The organism is Collinsella aerofaciens (assembly GCF_015555045.1).
In the GTDB taxonomy this organism is placed as follows: domain Bacteria; phylum Actinomycetota; class Coriobacteriia; order Coriobacteriales; family Coriobacteriaceae; genus Collinsella; species Collinsella aerofaciens_W.
Map to the genome: position 1 here is coordinate 42,785 of NZ_JADNJQ010000004.1, position 20,239 is coordinate 63,023.

Below are 20,239 nucleotides of genomic sequence, written 5' to 3' on the forward strand. Positions count from 1 at the left end.
CATGTCTAAGCGTTGGTACGTCGTTCACACTTACTCTGGATACGAGAACCGTGTTAAGTCCGATCTCGAGCATCGAATCGAGACTATGGGCATGCAGGACCGTATCTTTGATATCGAGATTCCTATGGAGCGTGTCACCGAGATTAAAGAGGGTGGCAAGCGTGAGACCAAGGATTCCAAGATTTTCCCGGGTTATGTCCTTGTCCGCATGGAGATGGATGATGATGCTTGGACGTGCGTTCGTAACACGCCTGGCGTCACCGGTTTCCTGGGCGGCAACGGCAAGCCCGCTCCGCTTTCCCGCGACGAGTACAACAAGATGACTCGTCGTCCCGGTAAGGTCGATTCGCCCAAGCGCACTTCGGTTGATATTGAGGTCGGCACGTCCGTCCGCGTCACCGATGGCCCGCTTACCGACTTTGATGGCAAGGTCTCCGAGGTTAACACCGAGGCTGGCAAGCTCAAGGTCACGCTGATGATCTTTGGCCGCGAGACGCCGGTCGAGCTCGACTTTAACCAGGTCGCTGTCATCGCTTAAGTTTTCGTCCGTTCGCGCGAGCGTGCTTCTTCTGTGACTGCTCATCTCAGGAGTGCTTCTAACACGTGCGTGCTTACGATATAGCAAGTACTTCACACTCGTGATTCGAAAGGAATGACCATGGCTGAGAAGAAGGTTGCCAACGTCATTAAGCTCCAGATTCCTGCTGGTGCAGCTAACCCCGCTCCTCCCGTCGGCCCCGCCCTGGGCGCTGCTGGCGTGAACATCATGCAGTTCTGCCAGGCCTTTAACGCCGAGACGCAGGACAAGAAGGGCGACATCATCCCCGTTGAGATCTCTGTCTACGAGGATAAGTCCTTCTCCTTCATCACCAAGACCCCGCCGGCGGCTCACCTCATCAAGAAGGAGCTGAACCTCAAGTCTGGTTCCGCTAAGCCCCAGGCCGACAAGGTTGGTCAGCTCTCCCAGGAGCAGCTCACCAAGATCGCCGAGATCAAGATGCCGGACCTCAATGCCAACGACATTGACGCCGCCAAGAAGATCATCGCCGGTACCGCCCGTTCCATGGGCGTCACCATCGCTGAGTAGCGATTTCTTATGGTAACGACGGGTGCTCCGACCGGGGCGCCCGTTAAATGTGTGCAATAGGGCACACGATACGATGTGGGAGGGCTCACGCCCGTTTAACCACAGGAGGTAATGCACATGGCTAAGCATGGTAAGAGCTATAACGCCGCTGCCGAGAAGATCGACCGCGCCACGCTCTACACCCCCCTTCAGGCTGCCAAGCTCATCAAGGAGCTCGACACCGCCAAGTTCGACGAGACCGTCGAGGCTCACTTCCGTCTGGGCATCGATACTCGTAAGGCTGACCAGAACATCCGTGGTTCCATCTCCCTGCCCCACGGCACCGGCAAGACTGTTCGTGTTGCCGTCTTCGCCGAGGGCGAGAAGGCCCGTGAGGCTGAGGCTGCCGGCGCCGACATCATCGGTTCCGACGAGCTCGTCGCCCAGATTCAGAAGGGCGAGATCAACTTCGACGCCGCTATCGCTACGCCGAACATGATGGCCAAGGTTGGCCGCATCGGTAAGGTCCTTGGTCCCCGTGGCCTCATGCCGAACCCCAAGCTCGGCACCGTGACCATGGACGTCGCCAAGATGGTCTCCGAGCTCAAGGCTGGCCGCGTTGAGTACCGCGCCGACCGCTACGGCATCTGCCACGTGCCCCTGGGCAAGAAGTCCTTCTCTGAGCAGCAGCTCGTCGAGAACTACGCTGCCCTGTACACCGAGATTCTGCGCGTCAAGCCCTCTTCTGCTAAGGGTAAGTACGTCAAGTCCATCTCCGTGTCTTCCACCATGGGCCCTGGCGTCAAGGTCGATCCCGCTGTCCAGCGTGACTTCCTGGCTGAGTAACTGCTAGTTACTGCCTGAGTACAGCAAGCATTGCTAAAGAAACCCGGTTCTGCCTTGTGCAGGACCGGGTTTCTTGCTATCGCGTCAAAAGCACCATAAAGGGGACAGTGTCCCCTTTATGGTGGTTACCAGGGTGTTCTGGCTGTTGAAGACTCGATGGCTTCGTGGCGTTTGAGCTCGCGGCGCATGGTTTGTGAGTTGAGCCAAGCTGCTTGCCAGCCGCGGATGGGGTAGTGCGTCTGGTCGAGCTCAAACTGCGTATAGCCGCAGGCGTTGATGATCGTCGTTCCACACACATGTTGACGCTCGCGCTGAAAATCGCAACCGTAGCTTTGGTGCACATGCCCGTGCACCATGTAGTCGGGATTCCAGGATTCGAGTGCTGTGTTAAAACACTCGAATCCTCGATGCGGCAGATCGTCCAGATCACCCATACCGGCGGCGGGTGCATGGGTAAGCAGAATGTCGCACCCGCCGACCATCCTAACCTTACGCGACAGCTTACGCATGCGCTTGGACATCTCGCGTTCGGTGTACATGTTGGCGCCGTCGCGATAACGCATGGACCCGCCAAGGCCCGCAATGCGAATCCCTCGGTACGTGTACACGCTGTCCTCTACGCAGATACATCCACCCGGTGCATGACGTGCGTAGCGGTCATCGTGATTGCCGCGCACGTAGATGAGCGGTTTGTTGATGACCGTAACCAAAAACTCAAGATAGTCCGGGTCCAGATCGCCGGCGGACAAAATCAGGTCGACGCCCTCAAAGCGTTCCTTGCGAAAGCACTCCCAAAGGCATCGTTCTTCGGTATCGGCTATGGCAAGGATTTTCATAGGGCAGGGACTTCCGGCTCATCGTCGAGCTGCGGAATGGTGCCTACCACGTTGTCCGCCAGCCAATTCATCTCGACAATCTGCGTGCTCGGCAGCGGAGGGAAGCCTTCGATCTGTACCACGCCGTTCTGGCTGTGGAGCTCGCCGCCAAAGGGGTTGATGGATCCCACAACAATGCCGTTGCGGAGCAACTGCACGAGTTTGCGCGTTTGGTAGGGTAGGCCCGGAGCGTAACGGATGTCGATAACGCCGGAGCTCATGCCATACCAGTAGTTGACAGCGCGCACTTGGTTGTCGTCGCTGGTCTCGTCCCACGTGCCGTGAAGAAGGCTGCGAACGATGAGCTCGTAGTAACGGCCCCAGTTCCATACGGGCATGGCGATGCCGGTGACTTTGCCGTCGACCAAGCGGTGAAGCCCGTAGGCCGTTGGGTCTTCGAGCGACTTTGACATGTCAGCGCCGGTCATGACGCTTACGCCTTCGCGGCACATGGCTTCGGCAAGACCACCGGCGGGAACATCGCCCCAGGTGAGGATGACCTGCGCGCGCGGGTCGAGCAGCGAGGCGCCAATCGCAAAGGCGTTGATCTCGCTGAGTGCGCCCGAGGCGAAGACCGACGCGTGGTAACCGATGCGGTGGTTGTCCGCCATGCTGGCCGCAAGGGCGCCCAGCAGAAACTTGGCCTCGTACATCTTGCCAAAGTACGAACGGACGCTTTGATGGGGAAGGCCGATAGAGCAGTTGAGGAACCGAACCCGGGGATACTCAACGGCAGCCCTGAGCGTGTATTCCATCAGGCGGTGCGAGGTCGAGAAGATGACGTTTGCTCCATGTTTGACAGCCGTTTCCACGGCGGCGTAGAACACATCCGGATCGTGACAGTCCTCGAACGCCTCGGTGCGCACGATACCGCCAAAGTGCTCATCGAGATACTGACGCCCTTGGTCGTGCAGGCTGTCCCAGCTCGACGTCGCACAGGGGAACTCATGGATAAAGGCGATGCTCAGGGGGTTGGCCGTCGAGTAGACGGTCTTGCCCATAAAGAAGTTGAGCACGCCGGAGGTGGACTTGGCGGGCGTCTCCTCCTCGTCGACGCTCGGTGCTTCGACAAGATCGACCTTGTCCTCGTCATTTTTGCCGGCAATGACCAGCTCGCGCCAGATCTTGCACAGGCGGTTTACGACGATATCCGTTGGCGTATCCAGCAGGCGGTCCTGGTTGTACACATTGAGGTAGACGAGCATGGCGTCGGCGGGCGTAATGTCCAGGTGGTCGCCGCCTGCGCGAAGGTAGGCACGCTTAAAGAGCAGGAAGGTGTGGCGCAGGTAGTCGACCTTTTTCTGCGGCCATTTTTCGATAAGGTTCTGACCGAGCATCTTCGCGAGCGTTTCGTAGCTTCCCTCACGCGAGAACTCGATCTCGTATAGGGGGCAGACGCGCCAAAACGCGCAGAACTCGCCGTACAGGCGGCTTTCGACGGAATCCCATGTGCCGGGGTAGAGACGGGTGACCTTGGCCGAAACCGTCGGGGCGTCTAGGAATTTGAGGACACTGACGCGTTTGTTGCCTTCTTGGACATAGAACCGATGCATGAACTCGGTGACGATGACGGGGTCGCGATAGCCCTCGGTCACCTGGATGTCGTAGAGGTTGGACCACTTGCGGGCGAACTCGGTGCTAAACGGAAGCAGGGGCATAAAGTTACACGAAAAGGCGGACTGACGGCCCTTGGTGACCGTGCCGACGACCATTTCGAGCGGAATATCCCGCAGGCCGACATTCTCTCGCTGACCTAAGGGGAGCTGGGCAACCAAGCTATCGAGGTCCGTAAGGTATGGATGCTCGCTTTGGCTAATGGCGCGTCGACGTCCTTGCTCGCCGCGCTTGCGTGCTTGACGATAGGCCTCTTCCATGATGTTGCTCCCTTAGTCGTTTAAACAACTATATGAACCATGGTACCACGAATGAAAACCACTACAAAGATGCCTGACCCCTTTGCGGTGGTTTAGGCGATGATGGGGGCGATGGCGCGGATGCAGGCGTCGGCAGCGGTGAAAGTGGTGCTGTCGTCGCTGACGATAAAGATGATCTTTCCTTTGATGCCAAAGTCGCCGATTTCGCTAAAGAGCACGTAGGGCTCTTTGTCAAAGCCCGAGATGGGCGAGACGGCCGTTTTGGTTGCGCTCGTGAGCTCGTCTGCCAGCACGTCAAGGGAAGCCCACTTGGACGTGTCCTTTACGGCAACGGGCACGGCCACGCGTCCAAAGGGCATCAAATGCACGAGCGTGTTCTTGGAGATGTTGGAGTTGGGCACAATGATGGTCTGTCCACAGGCATCCTCAATCGTTGTATGGCGCCAAGTGATGTCTTGGACCACGCCGGATACGCCGCCGACCTCGATATTGTCGCCGGGTTTGATGATGCCCATAAAGGTCACTTGCATGCCGCCGATAAGGTTTGACAGCGTGTCCTGAAAGCCGAGCGAGATGGCGATGCCGCCGACGCCAAGAGCGGCGACGAGCGCGTTTGCGTTAATGCCAAAGCAGTTATCGAGGATAAAGCTGCCGCCGATCATCCAGATGACGGCGCGCGCGATGTTGATGAAGATACTCGATGCCGGAAGCGGGTTATCGTCTCGGTTAAGCAGATGGTTCAGGGTCTTGGATACGACCTTGGCGGCGACGGCGGTGCCTATCGCCAAGATGACGGCCCAGATGATGTTGTGGACCCACCGTTGCTCAAAGAAATGAAGAATCGGCTCAAACAATTCCATGTAGGGAAAACCTCCTAATGATCGTTCAACCATGATACCCACCAAGAAGCCCGTCCGATCACATCGGACGGGCCGATAACTTGAGATGGGGTGGCCGCGGTGGCGTAAGCTGGGGCGCCGGCGAGCACGCCGGCAAGGAGTGCGGCGGTCAAGGCGAGACGGGGAAGAGAGCTTCTCGTGGCAGTTTCCTTAGTCCTTAACCAGTAGTTCCTGCTGACGCTGGATTATCGACATAATATGCGAAAACCGCCGCAAGGGCGTCTGTCCCTTTGCGGCGGTTTTGACGTTTGCGCAGATAAAACCCACCAAAATAAACCTGTCCCTTTTTGGCAGGTTTTAGCTCAGCAGCATGCGGTCGTTGGCGAGCTCGCCTCCCGAGACCTCCTCGAACTTCTGCAGCAGGTTGGCTACGGTGAGCGACTTCTTCTCATCGCCCGCCACGTCGTAGATCACGTGGCCTTCGTGCATCATGATCAGACGGTTGCCCAGACGGATGGCGTCGTTCATGTTGTGCGTGACCATGAGCGTGGTCAGGTGGTTCTCGTCGACGATCTCCTCGGTCAGGTTAAGCACCTTAGAGGCCGTCTTGGGGTCGAGGGCCGCGGTGTGCTCGTCGAGCAGCAGCAGGCGCGGCCTGGTGAGCGTGGCCATCAGCAGGGTGAGTGCCTGGCGCTGGCCACCCGAGAGCAGGCCGACCTTGGCGTTGAGACGCGTGTCCAGACCAAGGTCCAGGCGCTTGAGCAGCTCGATGTACTCATCTTTCTCGGCCTTGGTGACGCCCCACGAAAGGCCGCGACGCTGGCCGCGACGCTTGGCGAGGGCCAGGCTCTCGGCGATCTGCATGTCGGCAGCGGTACCGCGCATGGGGTCCTGAAACACGCGGCCCAGGTACTTGGCGCGCTGCGACTCGCTCAGGCGCGAGATGTCGGTGCCGTCGAGCTCAATAACGCCCGAATCGAGCGGGTACACGCCGGCGATCATGTTGAGCAGCGTGGACTTGCCGGCGCCGTTGCCGCCGATCACGGTTACAAAGTCGCCGTCATTCAGGGTGAGGTCGACGCCGGTGAGCGCGCGCTTCTCGGTGACGGTGCCCTTGTTAAAGGTCTTCTTGACGTGCGAGAGCTTAAGCATCTGCCTCATCCCCCTTCGTGTAGGAGCTGCGGAGCTTATAGCGCTCCCAAACCACGGGCACGCACAGGGCCACAGCGACAATCACGGCGGAGAGCAGCTTCATGTCGTTGGCGTCCATGCCCAACTGCAGCACGATGGCGCGGATAAGGAAGTACACCACGGAGCCAAAGACGGCGGAGGCAAGACGGACGCTAAACTGCGTGAGGCCGCCGGGCAGCAGACGGCCGAGCACCTCGCCGATAACAATGGCGGCAAGACCGATAACGATGGCACCGGTGCCCATACCAATGTCGGCATACTTTTGGCTCTGGCAGATGAGCGCGCCCGAAAGGCCGATGAGGGCGTTGGAGAGCACGAGGGCGATCATCTTGGTGGAGTTGGTGTTGACGCCCAGGGCGCGGATCATGTACTCGTTGTTGCCGGTGGCGCGCAGCGCCGAGCCGATCTCGGTGCCAAAGAACCAATACAGGATGGCAACGATAGCCACGGCGAGCAGGATGCCCAAGATGATGGCAACGGTGGACTGCGGCAGACCGGTCATATTGCTGACGGCCGAGAACACGGTGCCCTTGGCAAGAATGGGCGTATTGGACTTGCCCATGATGCGCAGGTTGATGGACCACAGGCTGATCTGGGTGAGGATTCCGGCGAGGATCGCGGGAATCTCGAAGACGGTGGTCAAAATGCCCGTGACGGCACCCGCGATGGCGCCGGCGCACATACCGGCCAGCACGGCGAGCAGCGGGTCGACGTTGTTATAGACGATGAGCACAGCGCAGACGCAGCCGCCGAGGGCAAAGCTGCCGTCGCAGGTCATATCGGGAATGTCGAGCAGGCGGAACGTGATAAACACGCCAAGCACCATAATGCCCCAGAGGACGCCCTGCGAAACGGCGCCCTGCAATGCAATGAGCATGCTTCATACCTCCTAGGATAGGGTGGACACGTGATTCACCATAATAGCGGTAACAATGCATAGAAGAGCTGCGGACAGACGTTTTGTTTTACCTGAAACAAGCAGGGCGGACGCCGGTCTACAGCGCCCGCCCCTGTGGCTCAGATATTGAATAACGCAGCTAAAGCGCGAGCACGGGCTCTAGACGCATGCCGCGTATAGCATTACGCGTCCAGAGCGGAAAGGTCGATGCCCAGGGCCTCGGCCATCTCGTCGTTCTTGACGACGACCAGGTCCTTGCTCGAGAGGTGCTTGATGGGCATGTCTTCGGGCTTGGCCTCGCCCTTCAGAATCTTGACGGCCATCTCGCCCGCGGCGTAGCCCAGATCCTCGTAATTGATGGAGAGGGTGAACAGGCCGCCGGCCATGCACATGCCCTCCTCGCCAGTCACGAAGGGAAGCTTGTTCTCCTTGCAGATCTGGCCCACCTGCGAGGCGCCCGCGGCGATGGTGTTGTCGGTGGGGGAGTACAGCGCGTCGACCTTGCCCACGGCAGACTCGACGACGGACTGAATCTCGTTGGAGCTCGAGACGGTGAAATCGGTGTACTCGAGGCCCAGCTTGTCGAGCTCCTTCTTGGCGGCCTTGATCTGGACGTCGGAGTTGGACTCGGCGGTGCAGTAGAGCAGGCCGACCTTTTTAACGTCGGGCAGGACCTTCTGCATCATCTCGAGCTGCTCGGCGACCGGGGTGAGGTCGGAAGCGCCCGTGACGTTGGTGCCGGGCTTGTCGTTGTCCTGGACCAGGCCGGAGGCGGCGTAGTCGGTGATGGCGCAGCCCACGATGGGGATATCGGCCGTGGCGCCGGCGGCAGCCTGCGCGGCGGGCGTGGCGATGGCATAAATCAGGTTGACGTTGTCGCCCACAAACTTGTCAGCAATGGACTTACACGTGGACTGGTCGTTCTGGGCGTTCTTCTGGTCGATCTTGACCTTAAGGCCGCTCTCCTTGATGGCCTTGACAAAGCCGTCGTTGGCGGCATCGAGTGCGGAGTGCTCGGTGAGCTGCAGAACGCCGATAGTGTAGTCGGAACCGGCGGCAGCAGAGCCGGAACCAGAGTTGCCGCCGCATCCGGCGAGCGGGGCGAGCGCGAGCAGGCCAGCGGAGACCAGAAGGCTCCTGCGGCTGATGGTGATGTCCTTCATATCATTACCCCCAGTATAAAAATGGCTGGAAACACTGCACTGGGACAAAGTGCAAGTGGAACTATAGTAGCGCTGATGTCCATTTTTACAACAGCCTGGCGGGTTTTTTAATACAGAATCGGATGGGCGGTACGGGTAGTCGAATGGGCGGCGGAGGGTCTTATGCGGCGGAGGAGGCGTCGTCCTCGTCTAGGGCGGCGAAGAGCTTCTTGCCGTCGAGGAGACGTGTGGTGACGTTTCTCATACGGGCGATCTCGACGGTGCGCAGCGTATCGTCGGTGCCTCGGGCGTCGTAGACCGTTCCCAGCAGATACGAGATGCCATCGCGCTGCCTGATGGCAAAGGGACGGAGTGTCATCCGTGCTGCTTCGGTTTCGCCGCGTGTCGTGACGCTCGAAATATCAAAACTCACCGTGGTTCCGTGGTCGATGGCCTGCTCGACGAGCTCGCACGTGTCGATGCGCTTGATGGGCGTGCGTGTTGCCTTGGTAGCCTTGCTGCCTGCGCTTGGAGCGGGTTCGGGTGTATCGAGGTAGCCGCGAACGTCGGCGCTCGCCATGGCAACTAAGTGCTGCGCCATGCTCTTGCGGATAGCGATAGGCGTGGAGCGGTTGCGCATGACCATACCGTGGAGCCGGATGATCTCTTCATCGGTGAGCGGGCGGGTAAGAAGTTTGTAGCCCACGCCGCGTTTGTACTCAATTTCGTATCCGGCATGGCGAAGCGCGGAGATGGCGGTGTAGATGCTGCGCCGCGCCGCCGAGATGGGCATGCGGGCGGGGTCGTCGGGATGGGCGAGGCGCCGGATCAACTCATCGGAAAGCATGGCCTTGTCCTCGCCGGTGTTTTCGCTTAATAGTTGCAGGATGCGAACGGCGCGATAGGCTGCCATCGAGGCGGCGCCTCTAGTCGTGGTGTCGTAGGTTTCAACAGCGGCTTCGGTCATGGTGCCCACGTCCTTTCCGTTTTGGGTGGCGACGGTATGGAGCCTAGGACGTGGGGCTTTCCCAGGGGCGCAGGGCGCTCTGGGCGGTCGGTAGTCGTCGGCAAACGGCGGGTCGAGTTTTCAACAGCCCTGCTCAACTGACCAAAAACTTGCCAAAAGCTTGACGGATGCTGTTGAAAAAAAGCGTCTCTCGACCGATGTCGAGAGGCGCTTGTGCGATGAGCGTTGGCGTGTGGCGACGCGAGCTAGCGTCCGACGATTAGAAGTCGGCGTTGCCCACGGTGCGCGGGTGCGGCAGGACGTCGCGGATGTTGCCCACGCCGGTCAGATACATGACCAAGCGCTCGAAGCCCAGACCGTAGCCGGCGTGCTTGCAGGAACCGTAGCGGCGCAGGTCAAGGTAGTACTTGTACTGCTCGGGATTCATGCCCAGGTCCTTGATGCGGGCCTCGAGCAGATCCAGGCGCTCCTCGCGCTGGGAGCCACCGATGATCTCGCCGATACCGGGAACCAGGCAGTCGGCGGCGGCGACGGTCTTGCCGTCCTCGTTCATGCGCATGTAGAAGGCCTTGATCTCGGCCGGGTAGTCGGTTACGAAGGTCGGGCGCTTAAAGTGCTCCTCGGTCAGGAAGCGCTCGTGCTCGGTCTGCAGGTCGATGCCCCAGCTCACGGGGTAGTCAAACTTGTGACCGGCGGCGACGGCCTGCTCCAGGATCTCGACGGCCTCGGTGTAGGTAACGCGGGCGAAGTCGGAGTTGGCGACATGGTCTAGGCGTTCGAGCAGACCCTTGTCCACAAACTTGTTGAGCATATTGAGCTCGTCGGGGCAGGTGGCCATGACGTCCTTGAGGACATACTTGAGCATGGCCTCAGCGTTATCCATGTAGTCGTTAAGGTCGGCAAAGGCCATCTCGGGCTCGATCATCCAAAACTCGGCGGCGTGGCGCGTGGTGTTGGAGTTTTCGGCGCGGAAGGTGGGGCCAAAGGTGTACACGTCGCCAAAGGCCATGGCAAAGTTCTCGGCATTGAGCTGGCCGGACACGGTGAGGCTTGCATGCTTGCCAAAGAAGTCCTGGCTCCAGTCGACCTCGCCGGACTCGGTGAGGGGCGGATTTTTGGGGTCGAGCGTGGTCACGCGGAACATCTCGCCGGCGCCCTCGCAGTCACTCGTGGTGATGATGGGGGTGTTGACGTAGACAAAGCCCTGCTCCTGGAAGAAGCGGTGGATGGCGGCAGCCGCGACAGAGCGGATGCGGAACACGGCGCGGAACAGGTTGGTGCGCGGGCGCAGGTGCTGCTGGGTGCGCAGGAACTCGACGGTTGCGCGCTTCTTCTGCAGCGGGTAATCCGGGGCGCTCGTGCCCTCGACCTCGATGGAGGTGGCAGAAAGCTCGAAAGGCTGGGGCGCATCGGGGGTCAGCTTGACGGTGCCGGTGCAAATGAGTGCGGCCGAGACGTTTTGATGGGCGATCTCGTCGTAGTTGTCGAGTGCCTCGCGGTTCATGACGACCTGCAGGTCGCGGAAGCAGCTGCCGTCGTTGAGCGTAACAAAGCCAAAGTTCTTCATGTCGCGGACGGACTTGACCCAGCCGGCGACGGTGACGGTTTGGCCGCCGAGCGACTCGGCATCGGCATAGAGCTGCGCGATTTTGGTGCGGTTCACGTATCCTCCCATAACGGTTGAATGATAGTTATCCATACAGTTCGTTATTCTAGCAGCTCGTCTCATTTGGGCTATACAGATAAGGCATTGGCGGGATGGTTTTTCAAACGAAAAGCGCCCGCGGCCAAATGGTCGCGGGCGCTTGACGAGGTGCCTTTTGGCTGTGTGGCGCGGGGCCTGGCTACTTGGTCTTGGCTACCAGCAGCGGGTCGCCAAGCTTGACGAGCGGGTTGCCGCCGATAAGCGTTCCAGACTCGCCGACATGGTCGATGCTCTTAAGACGATCGAGCTCGGAGACGATGACGGTCACGATGTCCTCATGACCAGCGGCCTTAATGGCCTCGCGGTCGAAGCTGATGAGCGGCTGGCCTGCCTTGACCACATCGCCCATCTCGACAAAGCGGGCAAAACCCTTGCCGTTCATTTCCACGGTGCCCAGGCCGACATGGATGAACACGCGCAGGCCGTCCTCGGTAATCATGCCGATGGAGTGGTTGGTGACAGTGGTGGCACCGATGCGGCCGTTGGCGGGCGCATAGATGGTGCCGGTAATGGGCTCGATGCCATAGCCCTGGCCAAGCATGCCCGAGGCGATCGTCTCGTCGGGAACCTCGTCCAGGTTGACGAGCACGCCGTTGACGGGGGCATAGATGACGCCTTCGCGGGTAGCGAAGCTTGCTGCGGGCGGAACGGACGCCTCGCCGGTCGAGGTGAAGGTGGACTTAAGCGAATCGAGCAGACCCATAGTTGCCTCCAACTTAAATAGGCGCATATCGCGCGTTTGGTTTGCCGGAAACGTTTCACATGTGTTTCGCGGCTTGGTCAACGCCCCTATTCTACGCTGCTCAACGATACCTCTGAACTGGGATTATGTGATATATCAGTTGAAGGGAAACTTATTGCCGGAGTGTTTCTGCGCCACGGGTTCAAGTGGGGTACGCTTGAAGGCGAAAAACAAGGGCGCATAATTTGCGCGAAGGGAGCACATATGATTGTCGAGAACCATGCGCTGTGGGGCGAGGAGCCGACCGAGGATTATCCGGCGACGTTTACGTATTTGGGTGCCGAGCCGTTGCCCGATAAACCGAATGGCCGCCGCCCCGCGGTGATTATCTGTGGCGGAGGTGCGTTTACGCATATCGCTCCGCATGAGCAGGATCCTGTGGCGTTTGCGTTTTTGGATCACGGTTACCAGGCCTTTGTGCTCAACTATGTCACGAGTTCTACGGGTGACGTGAGCTTTCCGCACCCCCAGGCAGATCTTGCCAAGATGGTCGCCACGGTGCGCGCCAACGCCGACGAGTGGCATGTCGATCCTAAGCGCGTGTGCGTCGTGGGCTTTTCTGCTGGCGGCATGATTTGCGCCTCGCTGGCAACACAGTGGAAGACCGGCCCCTTTGCGGCACTTGCCGGGGCGCGTCCGGACGACATTCGTCCCGATGCCGTGGTGCTGGGCTATCCATTGCTCGACTTTGCCTATGTGCGCGACATGCAGACGCGCGATCCGCGCATTGACTTGCGCGTGCCCAAGACGGGCGGCAAGACGGGACGCGATTTGCTCAACGACTACCTGTCGATGGTGACGGGCGGCGAGGCAACTGACGAGCATCTGGCCGACATCTGCCCCACCACGCATGTTTCGCGTCAGATGCCACCGACCTTTGTGTGGGGCGTGTCCGACGACAAGACGGCGCCGATCGCGCAGGTATACCCGTTTGCGCAGCGCATGGCCGAGGAGGGCGTTGCATGCGAGATGCACGTCTTCGACCAGGGTGGTCACGGCCTTTCGCTCGGCAACGCCAACACCGCGGTCGACAACGAGGACAAGCAGGTGGCGGTCCGTCCCTGGATTCGCCTAGCCTTCCGCTTCCTGGAGCGCCATCTGTAAGAGGACGGGCATCCCAGCCCTTCAATAACTTGCGGTGAAATAGCTCCGATCTGGGGCATCAACCAGCCCATCCAGGAACTATTCCACCGCAACTTCGTTTTTGATGCCCCGCCCGGAAACTGCGTCCCAGTTTTGCCTTTCAAGGTGGGACGCAGTTTCCCATAGGGCCTCGACTGGGAAAGCGCGTCCCGTTTCGAGCGGGGATTCTGGGATGCATTTTCCGTAAGAGGCCTGTTAGGGAAACCATATCCCGTTTCGAGCCAGAATTCTGGGATGTAGTTTCCCCGAGAGGCCTCATCGGGAAACTATGGCCCTGAACTCTCCTGCCTGTCCCCATCGCACCGATCTGTCGATTGAACGTCGTTGTGTGTTCGCGCTATCATGCATGGTTACAATTGGTTAGCCATGGCAAACGGTTAGCCATGGTGAACATAAATACAACGCCCTGTGGGCGCCGGGGGAGGAACACGGACGTGAAGCTCGATACACTCGAGATTGGAAAGGACGCCGTTGTCGCATCGGTGGCATCGGACGATCAGGCACTCCGACAGCATATTTTGGACATGGGTCTAACGCCGGGCACCGAAGTCACCATGATGAAGTACGCCCCCATGGGCGATCCGCTCGAGATCCGCCTGCGTGGCTACGAGTTGACACTGCGCAAGGACGATGCCGCTCGCATCGAGCTCGTGGGTATTCACGACACCGATACGGGTCCGCGCGCTAACGCCGCAATCGGAACGACGGAGCATCCGGCACTCGGCGAGGGGATGTATTCGCCCCGTGCGGCAAAAACGGCCGTGCCCGAGGGCGCACCGCTGCATTTTGCCCTCGCCGGCAACCAAAACTGCGGTAAGACCACGCTGTTCAACCAGCTTACGGGCTCCAACCAGCACGTCGGTAACTTTCCTGGCGTGACGGTCGACCGCAAGGACGGCACCATCCGTAACCATCCCGAGGCAAGCGTTACCGATCTGCCCGGCATTTACTCCCTGTCGCCGTACACGGGCGAAGAGATCGTCAGCCGCCAATTCATCTTGGACGAAAACCCCGACGCCATCATCGACATCATCGACGCCACCAACATCGAACGTAACCTGTACCTGACGCTGCAGCTTATGGAGCTCGACTGCCCCATGGTCATCGCGCTCAACATGATGGACGAGGTGACGGCCAACGGCGGCGCCGTGGACGTCAACCTGCTTGAGAGCCTGTTGGGCGTGCCCGTTGTCCCCATTAGCGCTGCCCGCAACGAGGGTATCGGCGAGCTGGTGGATCATGCCCTGCACGTGGCACGGTTCCGCGAACGCCCCGGTCGCCTGGACTTCTGTGCGCCCGATGGTCCAGACGGCGGCGCGCTGCATCGCTGCATTCACGGCATCGCCAACCTTATCGAGGACCATGCCGCGACGGCGCACATTCCCGTGCGTTTTGCGGCGACCAAGCTGGTTGAGGGCGACGAGCTGGTGACCGAGGCGCTTCACCTGGATCGCAACGAGCTCGACGCTATCGAGCACATCATTACCCAGATGGAGGGCGAGGCCGGCACCGACCGCCTGTCCGCGCTGGCCGATATGCGCTTTAGCTTTATCGGCGACGTGTGTGGGCGCTGCGTCGTCAAACCGCACGAGAGCCGCGAGCACGTGCGCTCCGTTAAGATCGACCGCATCCTGACGGGTCGCTACACGGCCATTCCGGCGTTCCTGGTGATTATGGGCCTTGTCTTTTGGCTGACGTTTGGCGTGATCGGTGCGGCGTTGCAGGGACTCATGGAGGACGGTATCGCGGTCATCATCGCCTCGGCCGATGCGGGTCTCAAGGCGTTCGGAACCAACGACGTGGTGCGCTCGCTGGCTGTCGACGGCGTGCTCACGGGTGTGGGTAGTGTGCTGACCTTCCTGCCGATTATCGTTGTGCTCTTCTTGTTCCTCTCCATTCTGGAAGACTCCGGCTACATGGCGCGCGTGGCCTTTGTCATGGATAAAGTGCTGCGTCGCTTTGGCCTGTCAGGCCGCAGCTTCGTGCCTATGCTCGTCGGTTTTGGCTGCACCGTGCCGGCTATCATGTCGACCCGTACGCTCCCATCCGAGCACGACCGCAAGATGACGGTCATGCTCACGCCGTTCATGAGCTGTTCGGCTAAGTTGCCGGTCTACGGTCTGCTGTGCGGGGCGTTTTTCCCGCAGGCGACAGTTCCCGCCATGGTCTCGCTCTATTTGATTGGCATTGCGGTCGGTTGCATCGCGGCTTTGTTGCTCAACCGCACGGCATTTAAGGGCGACCCGGTGCCGTTTATCATGGAGCTTCCCAATTACCGCCTGCCGAGCGTCAAGACGACGGTGATGCTGGCATGGGATAAGGCCAAGGACTTTATTACCAAGGCTTTTACCATTATCTTTGCCGCTACCGTGGTCATCTGGTTCCTTCAGACGTTCGACATTCGCTTTAATGTGGTCGCCGATCAGTCGCAGAGTCTGCTTGCGGGCCTCGGCAGCATCATCGCGCCGGTGCTGACGCCGCTTGGGTTTGGCGACTGGCGTGCATCCACGGCGCTCGTCACCGGACTTATCGCCAAGGAGAGCGTCATCTCGACCCTCACGGTACTTTTGGGCGCGACCTCGCCCGCGGCACTGTCGACCATGTTTTCGCCGTTCACCGCCTACGTGTTCCTGGTCTTTACGTTGCTGTACCCGCCGTGCGTGGCAGCCATCGGCGCCGTCAAGAGCGAGCTGGGCGCGCGCTATGCCGTTGCCGTGTTCGCGTTTCAAGTGACGGTCGCCTGGATCGTGGCGTTTGTCGTGCATTCGGCGGGCATATTGCTGGGGTTGGCTTAGTTATTTATTGACGGCGCAACCTCTGTGTATCGAATTGTTTTCGGTCCCGTGTCCGTTACTGACGGATGCGGGGCCGTTGCTATATAATCGCTTCCGCTCAAAATGATTGGAGACGTTATATATGAGTCAGGCAAGGCAAGACGGCATCACGCTCAGGCAATGGCTCCCGCTCATCGGGCTCACCTGCTGCGCGTTCGTGTTCAACACGTCGGAGTTCATGCCCATCGGCCTGCTGACCGACATCGCTGCATCGTTTTCGCTCACCGAGGCCCAAGCTGGCATCATGATCTCGGTCTATGCCTGGGGCGTCATGCTGCTGTCGTTGCCGCTCATGGTGTTTGCCTCGCGCTTCGAGTTCAAGCGGATGCTGCTGGGCGTGCTGGCCGTGTTCTCGCTCGGTCAGTTCCTGTCCGCTGTGGCGCCGACCTATCCCATCCTGGTCTGCGCGCGCCTGGTGGTCGCTTGCGCACATGCCGTGTTCTGGTCAGTCGCCTCGATTATGGCCTCGCGCCTGGTCGACACTCGCCACGGCGCGCTCGCCATCAGCATGATCGCCACGGGCTCGTCCATCGCGCAGATCTTTGGCCTGCCTCTCGGTCGCGCCATTGGCTTGGCCGTGGGCTGGCGCATGACGTTTGCCGTGGTCGGGGGCCTCTCAGCCATCGCGGTCGTCTACCAGGCAGCGGTGTTCCCGGCCATGCCGGCGGGTGAGCGCTTTACCGTCAAACAGCTGCCCGAGCTGCTCAAGAACCCGCTCCTCATCGCGCTCTACGCAGTCACGGTCTTCATGGCGACCGGCTATTACGCAAGCTACAGCTATATCGAGCCCTTCCTGGCGCAGGTCGCGCACGTCGATGCGGGCGCCATTACCATGACGCTGACGGCGTTTGGCTGCTCTGGTTTGCTCGGAAGCTGGCTGTTTGGCCGCCTGTTCGATGGGCATCGCTTCCCGTTCTTGGCTATCACGCTCTCCGGCGTGCCGGTGGCCCTGCTGCTCATGGGGCCGGCCGCATCGTCGCTCGTGACAGTGCTTGCCGTCTGCGCACTGTGGGGTTGCTGCGCCACGGCCTTTAACGTGGCGTTTCAGGCCGAGCTCATCAAGCACACGCCGGCAGATTCGTCGGCCGTCGCCATGTCGATCTTCTCGGGCCTGTTCAACCTCGGTATCGGCACGGGTACCGCGATCGGCGGAGCCGTGGTTTCGGGTCCCGGTATCGCCTGGATCGGCTTTGTGGGCGGGGCGATTGCCGTCGTGGGCGTCATCCTCGCCATCACCGTGCTGTTTCCGGCCATCCGCCGCGCCAAGCCCGTCGCCTAACCATATCCCCTCATCAGTTGCGGTGAAATACGGATTGTTTAGCCCAATAAACCTGGCAAACAGTCCGTATTTCACCGCAACTTATTTTGGGGAAGGGGGTGCACGCTGGGCATACAATGGATGTCGTTGTGTTGAGCTTACCGGGAGGTTGCTATGTGGGCATACGAGACGACGTTCTATCAGATCTATCCGCTGGGCTTTTGTGGAGCTCCGCGCGAAAACGCCGCCCCTGTTGCCGAGGATGAGCTCGCCCAGGCCGCCGATGCCACAGCTAGCCCCGATGCGCCCATCATGAAGATTGCCAAATGGGCCGACTACCTGCAGGAACTCGGCGTTGGCACTGTGCTCATCAACCCGCCGCTCGAGTCCGATAGCCACGGCTACGATACGCGCAGCCTGCGCCATATCGACCGCCGCCTGGGTGGGGATGTCGACTTTGCCGCCGTGTGCGACACACTGCATGCCCACGGTATCCGCGTGGTGCTCGATGCCGTCTTCAACCACGTCGGCCGCGGTTTTTGGGCCTTCCGCGATGTGCAGGAGCGCAAGTGGGATTCGCCGTACAAGGATTGGTTCCACATCAGCTTTGACGGTGACTCGTGCTACGGCGACGGCTTTTGGTATGAGGGCTGGGAGGGCCATTTTGAGCTTGTGAAGCTCAACCTGCAAAACCCCGCCGTGGTCAATTACCTGCTTGAGTCCGTGCGTCGCTGGGCCGAGGTCTTTGGCGTCGACGGCCTGCGCTTGGACGTTGCCTATATGCTCGACCGCGACTTCATGCGCCGCCTGCACGCTTTTACCCGTGAGCTCAAGCCCGACTTTGTGCTGATTGGCGAGACGCTCCACGGCGACTACAACCAAATCGTCAACGACGAGATGCTCGACTCCTGCACCAACTACGAGTGCTACAAGGGCCTGTACTCCAGCTTTAACTCGGTCAACATGTTCGAGATCGCCCATTCGCTGCATCGCCAGTTTGGCGGCGACCCCTGGTGCATCTACCGCGGCAAACACCTGCTGTCGTTTGTCGACAACCACGACGTGCCGCGCCTGGCGAGCATCCTCACCGACAAGTCGTGCCTGCGTCCCGCCTATGGCATGCTCTTTGGCATGCCGGGCATTCCGTGCGTCTACTATGGCAGCGAGTGGGGAATTGCTGGTGAAAAGGGCGGCCCCGATGGCGACTGGGCGCTGCGCCCTGCGCTCGATGAGCCTGCGCCCAACGAGCTGACGGCCTTCATCACGCAGCTGGCGCACCTGCGCTCGGCAAACGACGCGGCGGCCCGTGCTCTCAACTACGGTGCCTATCGCAATGTGGTGATCCAGAACAAGCAGCTGCTGTTCGAGCGCGCCTGCGACGACGCGACGGTGCTCGTGGCGGTGAACGCCGTGGACGAGCCTTACACCTTTGGCGCCGGCGAGCTCAACGGCTCCTTTGTCGATTTGCTTGCCGACGGCGTGCCCACGGTCGAGCTGGCGGGCTCCCTTGAGCTTGCGCCCTACGAGGTGCGCTATCTGTTGAGGGCCTAGGCCATGGCAGCGTCTGACGAGGGCTATCAACATATTGAGCATGGGTTTGAGCCCGTGTTCGACCAGCACTCGCGCGTTTTGGTGCTCGGATCGTTTCCCTCGGTGCTGTCGCGCGCTAATGCCTTTTATTACGGCAACCCTCAGAATCGCTTTTGGCGTGTGATGGCCACGTGCCTCGGTATGCCTGTGCCGCCCAACGAGGGCGATCCTTTGGCAAGCGGTGAGCCCGCGACGCTCGATGCCTCCATTGCCGCCAAGCGGGCCATGCTGCTGAACGGCGGCGTGGCCCTGTGGGATGCAATCGAGAGCTGCGACATTAAGGGCTCGAGCGACGCGAGCATCCGCAACGTTGTGCCGGCACATATCGAGCGCATTACCGGCGCAGCTCCCATTGAGCAGGTGATATGCAACGGTGGTACAGCTGGCCGGCTCTACAAGCGCTATCTACAAGAGCGCACCGGGCTGCCGGCCATCGTTCTGCCGTCGACAAGTCCCGCCAATGCGGCGTGGCGTCTGGAACGCCTTGTCGAGCGTTGGAGCGGCGCCGCTGATTGGCAGGCTTTTTCGATTTAGCAGTTTGAGTGCTCGGCAAGATGCCTCATAACGGCGTGCCAGATCGGTGTGGGCAGTGCAGGCGTGGCGCGCACCATGCCGTCGGTGTCGACGCCGCCCGTTGCGGCGCCACTGAGCTTCTGCGCGTGTTCGACGGAACACCCCATACGAACGGCGCCCACGAGCTTGTCCATGGCCTCCGAAAACGGTCGCCGCAAGAGTCCCATGCGCGGGGAGCGACGAAGCGCCGCAATGCCGCTGCCAGCGCAGATGGCAACGCCGCCACACCACAATTGGTTATGGCGCTCACATGCCTTGTGCAGGCGAACGGCGGTCTCACGCGCCTGCTCAGTGCCCTGTTGTGCGGCTCGAATCGCGGCGTAGACACGCGTTCCCGTACCGCCAAAGCGCTCAAGCGCCTGCTCGATGGCTGTCAACGTCTTATCGTCAGCCACATCTTCAATGGCCAGCACGATGCCATCGGCAACGCTGCCGGCGTCATTTGCCTTCAAGTCGACCGGGTGGGGGAGTGCGGTGCCGGAAAGCTGTGCATAGGCGGTGATGGCATCCTGCAGGTCCCAGAGCAAAAACTCAAGATCGTCGCTATTGGGAATGCTGATATACGCAATGGTTTGCAGTGTTTTTGGTACATCGCCGCGTGCGGTCGTCTCCATGCTGCCTCCTTTCCGGTTGGTTTCCGTTTAGGTTACACCGTCTGGTGGCGCCCCGCCGCGCTATCCTAGTGCAACCCTTACG

General features: G+C 60.3%; 18 protein-coding genes. 8 read left to right on the forward strand and 10 right to left on the reverse strand.

What is annotated here, in order from left to right:
- The first annotated feature begins 1 nt into the window (after nt 1).
- The 3 genes from nusG (at nt 2) to rplA (ending at nt 1,912) form a co-directional block, all read left to right on the forward strand.
- On the forward strand, nt 2-538 hold the full coding sequence (gene nusG, locus I2E45_RS02535) for a transcription termination/antitermination protein NusG (protein ID WP_195444115.1): 537 nt from the start codon (nt 2-4) through the stop codon (nt 536-538).
- Between the two features lie 120 nt (nt 539-658).
- The gene (gene rplK / locus I2E45_RS02540) at nt 659-1,087 is read left to right on the forward strand and encodes a 50S ribosomal protein L11 (RefSeq protein ID WP_022093893.1); all 429 of its coding nucleotides are present in this window, start codon (nt 659-661) and stop codon (nt 1,085-1,087) included.
- A 117-nt stretch (nt 1,088-1,204) separates the two neighbouring features.
- Nucleotides 1,205-1,912, forward strand: a complete 708-nt coding sequence (rplA, locus tag I2E45_RS02545; RefSeq protein WP_195444116.1) for a 50S ribosomal protein L1 — start codon at nt 1,205-1,207, stop codon at nt 1,910-1,912.
- 125 nt (nt 1,913-2,037) lie between these two features.
- Here rplA and I2E45_RS02550 read toward each other — a convergent pair whose 3' ends face one another.
- The 9 genes from I2E45_RS02550 to I2E45_RS02590 all read right to left on the reverse strand — a co-directional run bounded on the left by I2E45_RS02550 (nt 2,038) and on the right by I2E45_RS02590 (nt 12,106).
- A complete protein-coding gene (locus I2E45_RS02550; protein ID WP_117799696.1) occupies nt 2,038-2,748 on the reverse strand; it encodes a metallophosphoesterase family protein in 711 nt (236 codons plus the stop codon).
- Nucleotides 2,745-4,661 (reverse strand): BMP family ABC transporter substrate-binding protein, encoded by a 1,917-nt coding sequence (locus I2E45_RS02555; protein WP_195444117.1) that lies wholly within the window; start codon nt 4,659-4,661, stop codon nt 2,745-2,747. Before I2E45_RS02555 ends, I2E45_RS02550 begins: the two co-directional genes overlap by 4 nt.
- A 92-nt stretch (nt 4,662-4,753) precedes the next feature.
- Nucleotides 4,754-5,521 (reverse strand): mechanosensitive ion channel family protein, encoded by a 768-nt coding sequence (locus I2E45_RS02560; RefSeq protein ID WP_195239368.1) that lies wholly within the window; start codon nt 5,519-5,521, stop codon nt 4,754-4,756.
- A gap of 336 nt (nt 5,522-5,857) precedes the next feature.
- Nucleotides 5,858-6,652, reverse strand: coding sequence for an ABC transporter ATP-binding protein (locus tag I2E45_RS02565; protein ID WP_195444118.1), 795 nt, complete (start codon nt 6,650-6,652; stop codon nt 5,858-5,860).
- Nucleotides 6,645-7,568, reverse strand: a complete 924-nt coding sequence (locus I2E45_RS02570; protein WP_195444120.1) for an ABC transporter permease — start codon at nt 7,566-7,568, stop codon at nt 6,645-6,647. Before I2E45_RS02570 ends, I2E45_RS02565 begins: the two co-directional genes overlap by 8 nt.
- Before the next feature lie 203 nt (nt 7,569-7,771).
- Nucleotides 7,772-8,752, reverse strand: coding sequence for an ABC transporter substrate-binding protein (locus I2E45_RS02575; RefSeq protein ID WP_022093885.1), 981 nt, complete (start codon nt 8,750-8,752; stop codon nt 7,772-7,774).
- A gap of 160 nt (nt 8,753-8,912) precedes the next feature.
- Nucleotides 8,913-9,698, reverse strand: coding sequence for a hypothetical protein (locus I2E45_RS02580; protein WP_195444122.1), 786 nt, complete (start codon nt 9,696-9,698; stop codon nt 8,913-8,915).
- 259 nt (nt 9,699-9,957) lie between these two features.
- Nucleotides 9,958-11,361, reverse strand: coding sequence for an asparagine--tRNA ligase (gene asnS, locus I2E45_RS02585; protein ID WP_055285210.1), 1,404 nt, complete (start codon nt 11,359-11,361; stop codon nt 9,958-9,960).
- 181 nt (nt 11,362-11,542) lie between these two features.
- Nucleotides 11,543-12,106, reverse strand: coding sequence for a PTS sugar transporter subunit IIA (locus I2E45_RS02590; protein WP_022093882.1), 564 nt, complete (start codon nt 12,104-12,106; stop codon nt 11,543-11,545).
- 243 nt (nt 12,107-12,349) lie between these two features.
- On the opposite strand from I2E45_RS02590, the gene I2E45_RS02595 reads away from it, so the two are divergent.
- From I2E45_RS02595 to I2E45_RS02615, 5 genes are all read left to right on the forward strand, one after another.
- Nucleotides 12,350-13,249, forward strand: coding sequence for an alpha/beta hydrolase (locus tag I2E45_RS02595; protein ID WP_195232357.1), 900 nt, complete (start codon nt 12,350-12,352; stop codon nt 13,247-13,249).
- 422 nt (nt 13,250-13,671) lie between these two features.
- Nucleotides 13,672-16,083 (forward strand): ferrous iron transport protein B, encoded by a 2,412-nt coding sequence (gene feoB, locus I2E45_RS02600; RefSeq protein ID WP_195444124.1) that lies wholly within the window; start codon nt 13,672-13,674, stop codon nt 16,081-16,083.
- A 121-nt stretch (nt 16,084-16,204) separates the two neighbouring features.
- Nucleotides 16,205-17,401: an MFS transporter gene (locus tag I2E45_RS02605; protein WP_195444126.1), complete on the forward strand. Its 1,197-nt coding sequence runs from the start codon at nt 16,205-16,207 to the stop codon at nt 17,399-17,401.
- A gap of 153 nt (nt 17,402-17,554) precedes the next feature.
- Nucleotides 17,555-18,931: an alpha-amylase family glycosyl hydrolase gene (locus tag I2E45_RS02610; protein ID WP_117745803.1), complete on the forward strand. Its 1,377-nt coding sequence runs from the start codon at nt 17,555-17,557 to the stop codon at nt 18,929-18,931.
- A 3-nt stretch (nt 18,932-18,934) separates the two neighbouring features.
- Nucleotides 18,935-19,504 (forward strand): uracil-DNA glycosylase family protein, encoded by a 570-nt coding sequence (locus I2E45_RS02615; RefSeq protein WP_117745804.1) that lies wholly within the window; start codon nt 18,935-18,937, stop codon nt 19,502-19,504.
- Here I2E45_RS02615 and I2E45_RS02620 read toward each other — a convergent pair.
- Complete coding sequence (locus I2E45_RS02620) at nt 19,501-20,157, reverse strand: hypothetical protein (protein WP_117745805.1); 657 nt, start codon at nt 20,155-20,157, stop codon at nt 19,501-19,503. The two genes, I2E45_RS02615 and I2E45_RS02620, sit on opposite strands and share 4 nt — an antisense overlap.
- Nucleotides 20,158-20,239: the final 82 nt, after the last annotated feature.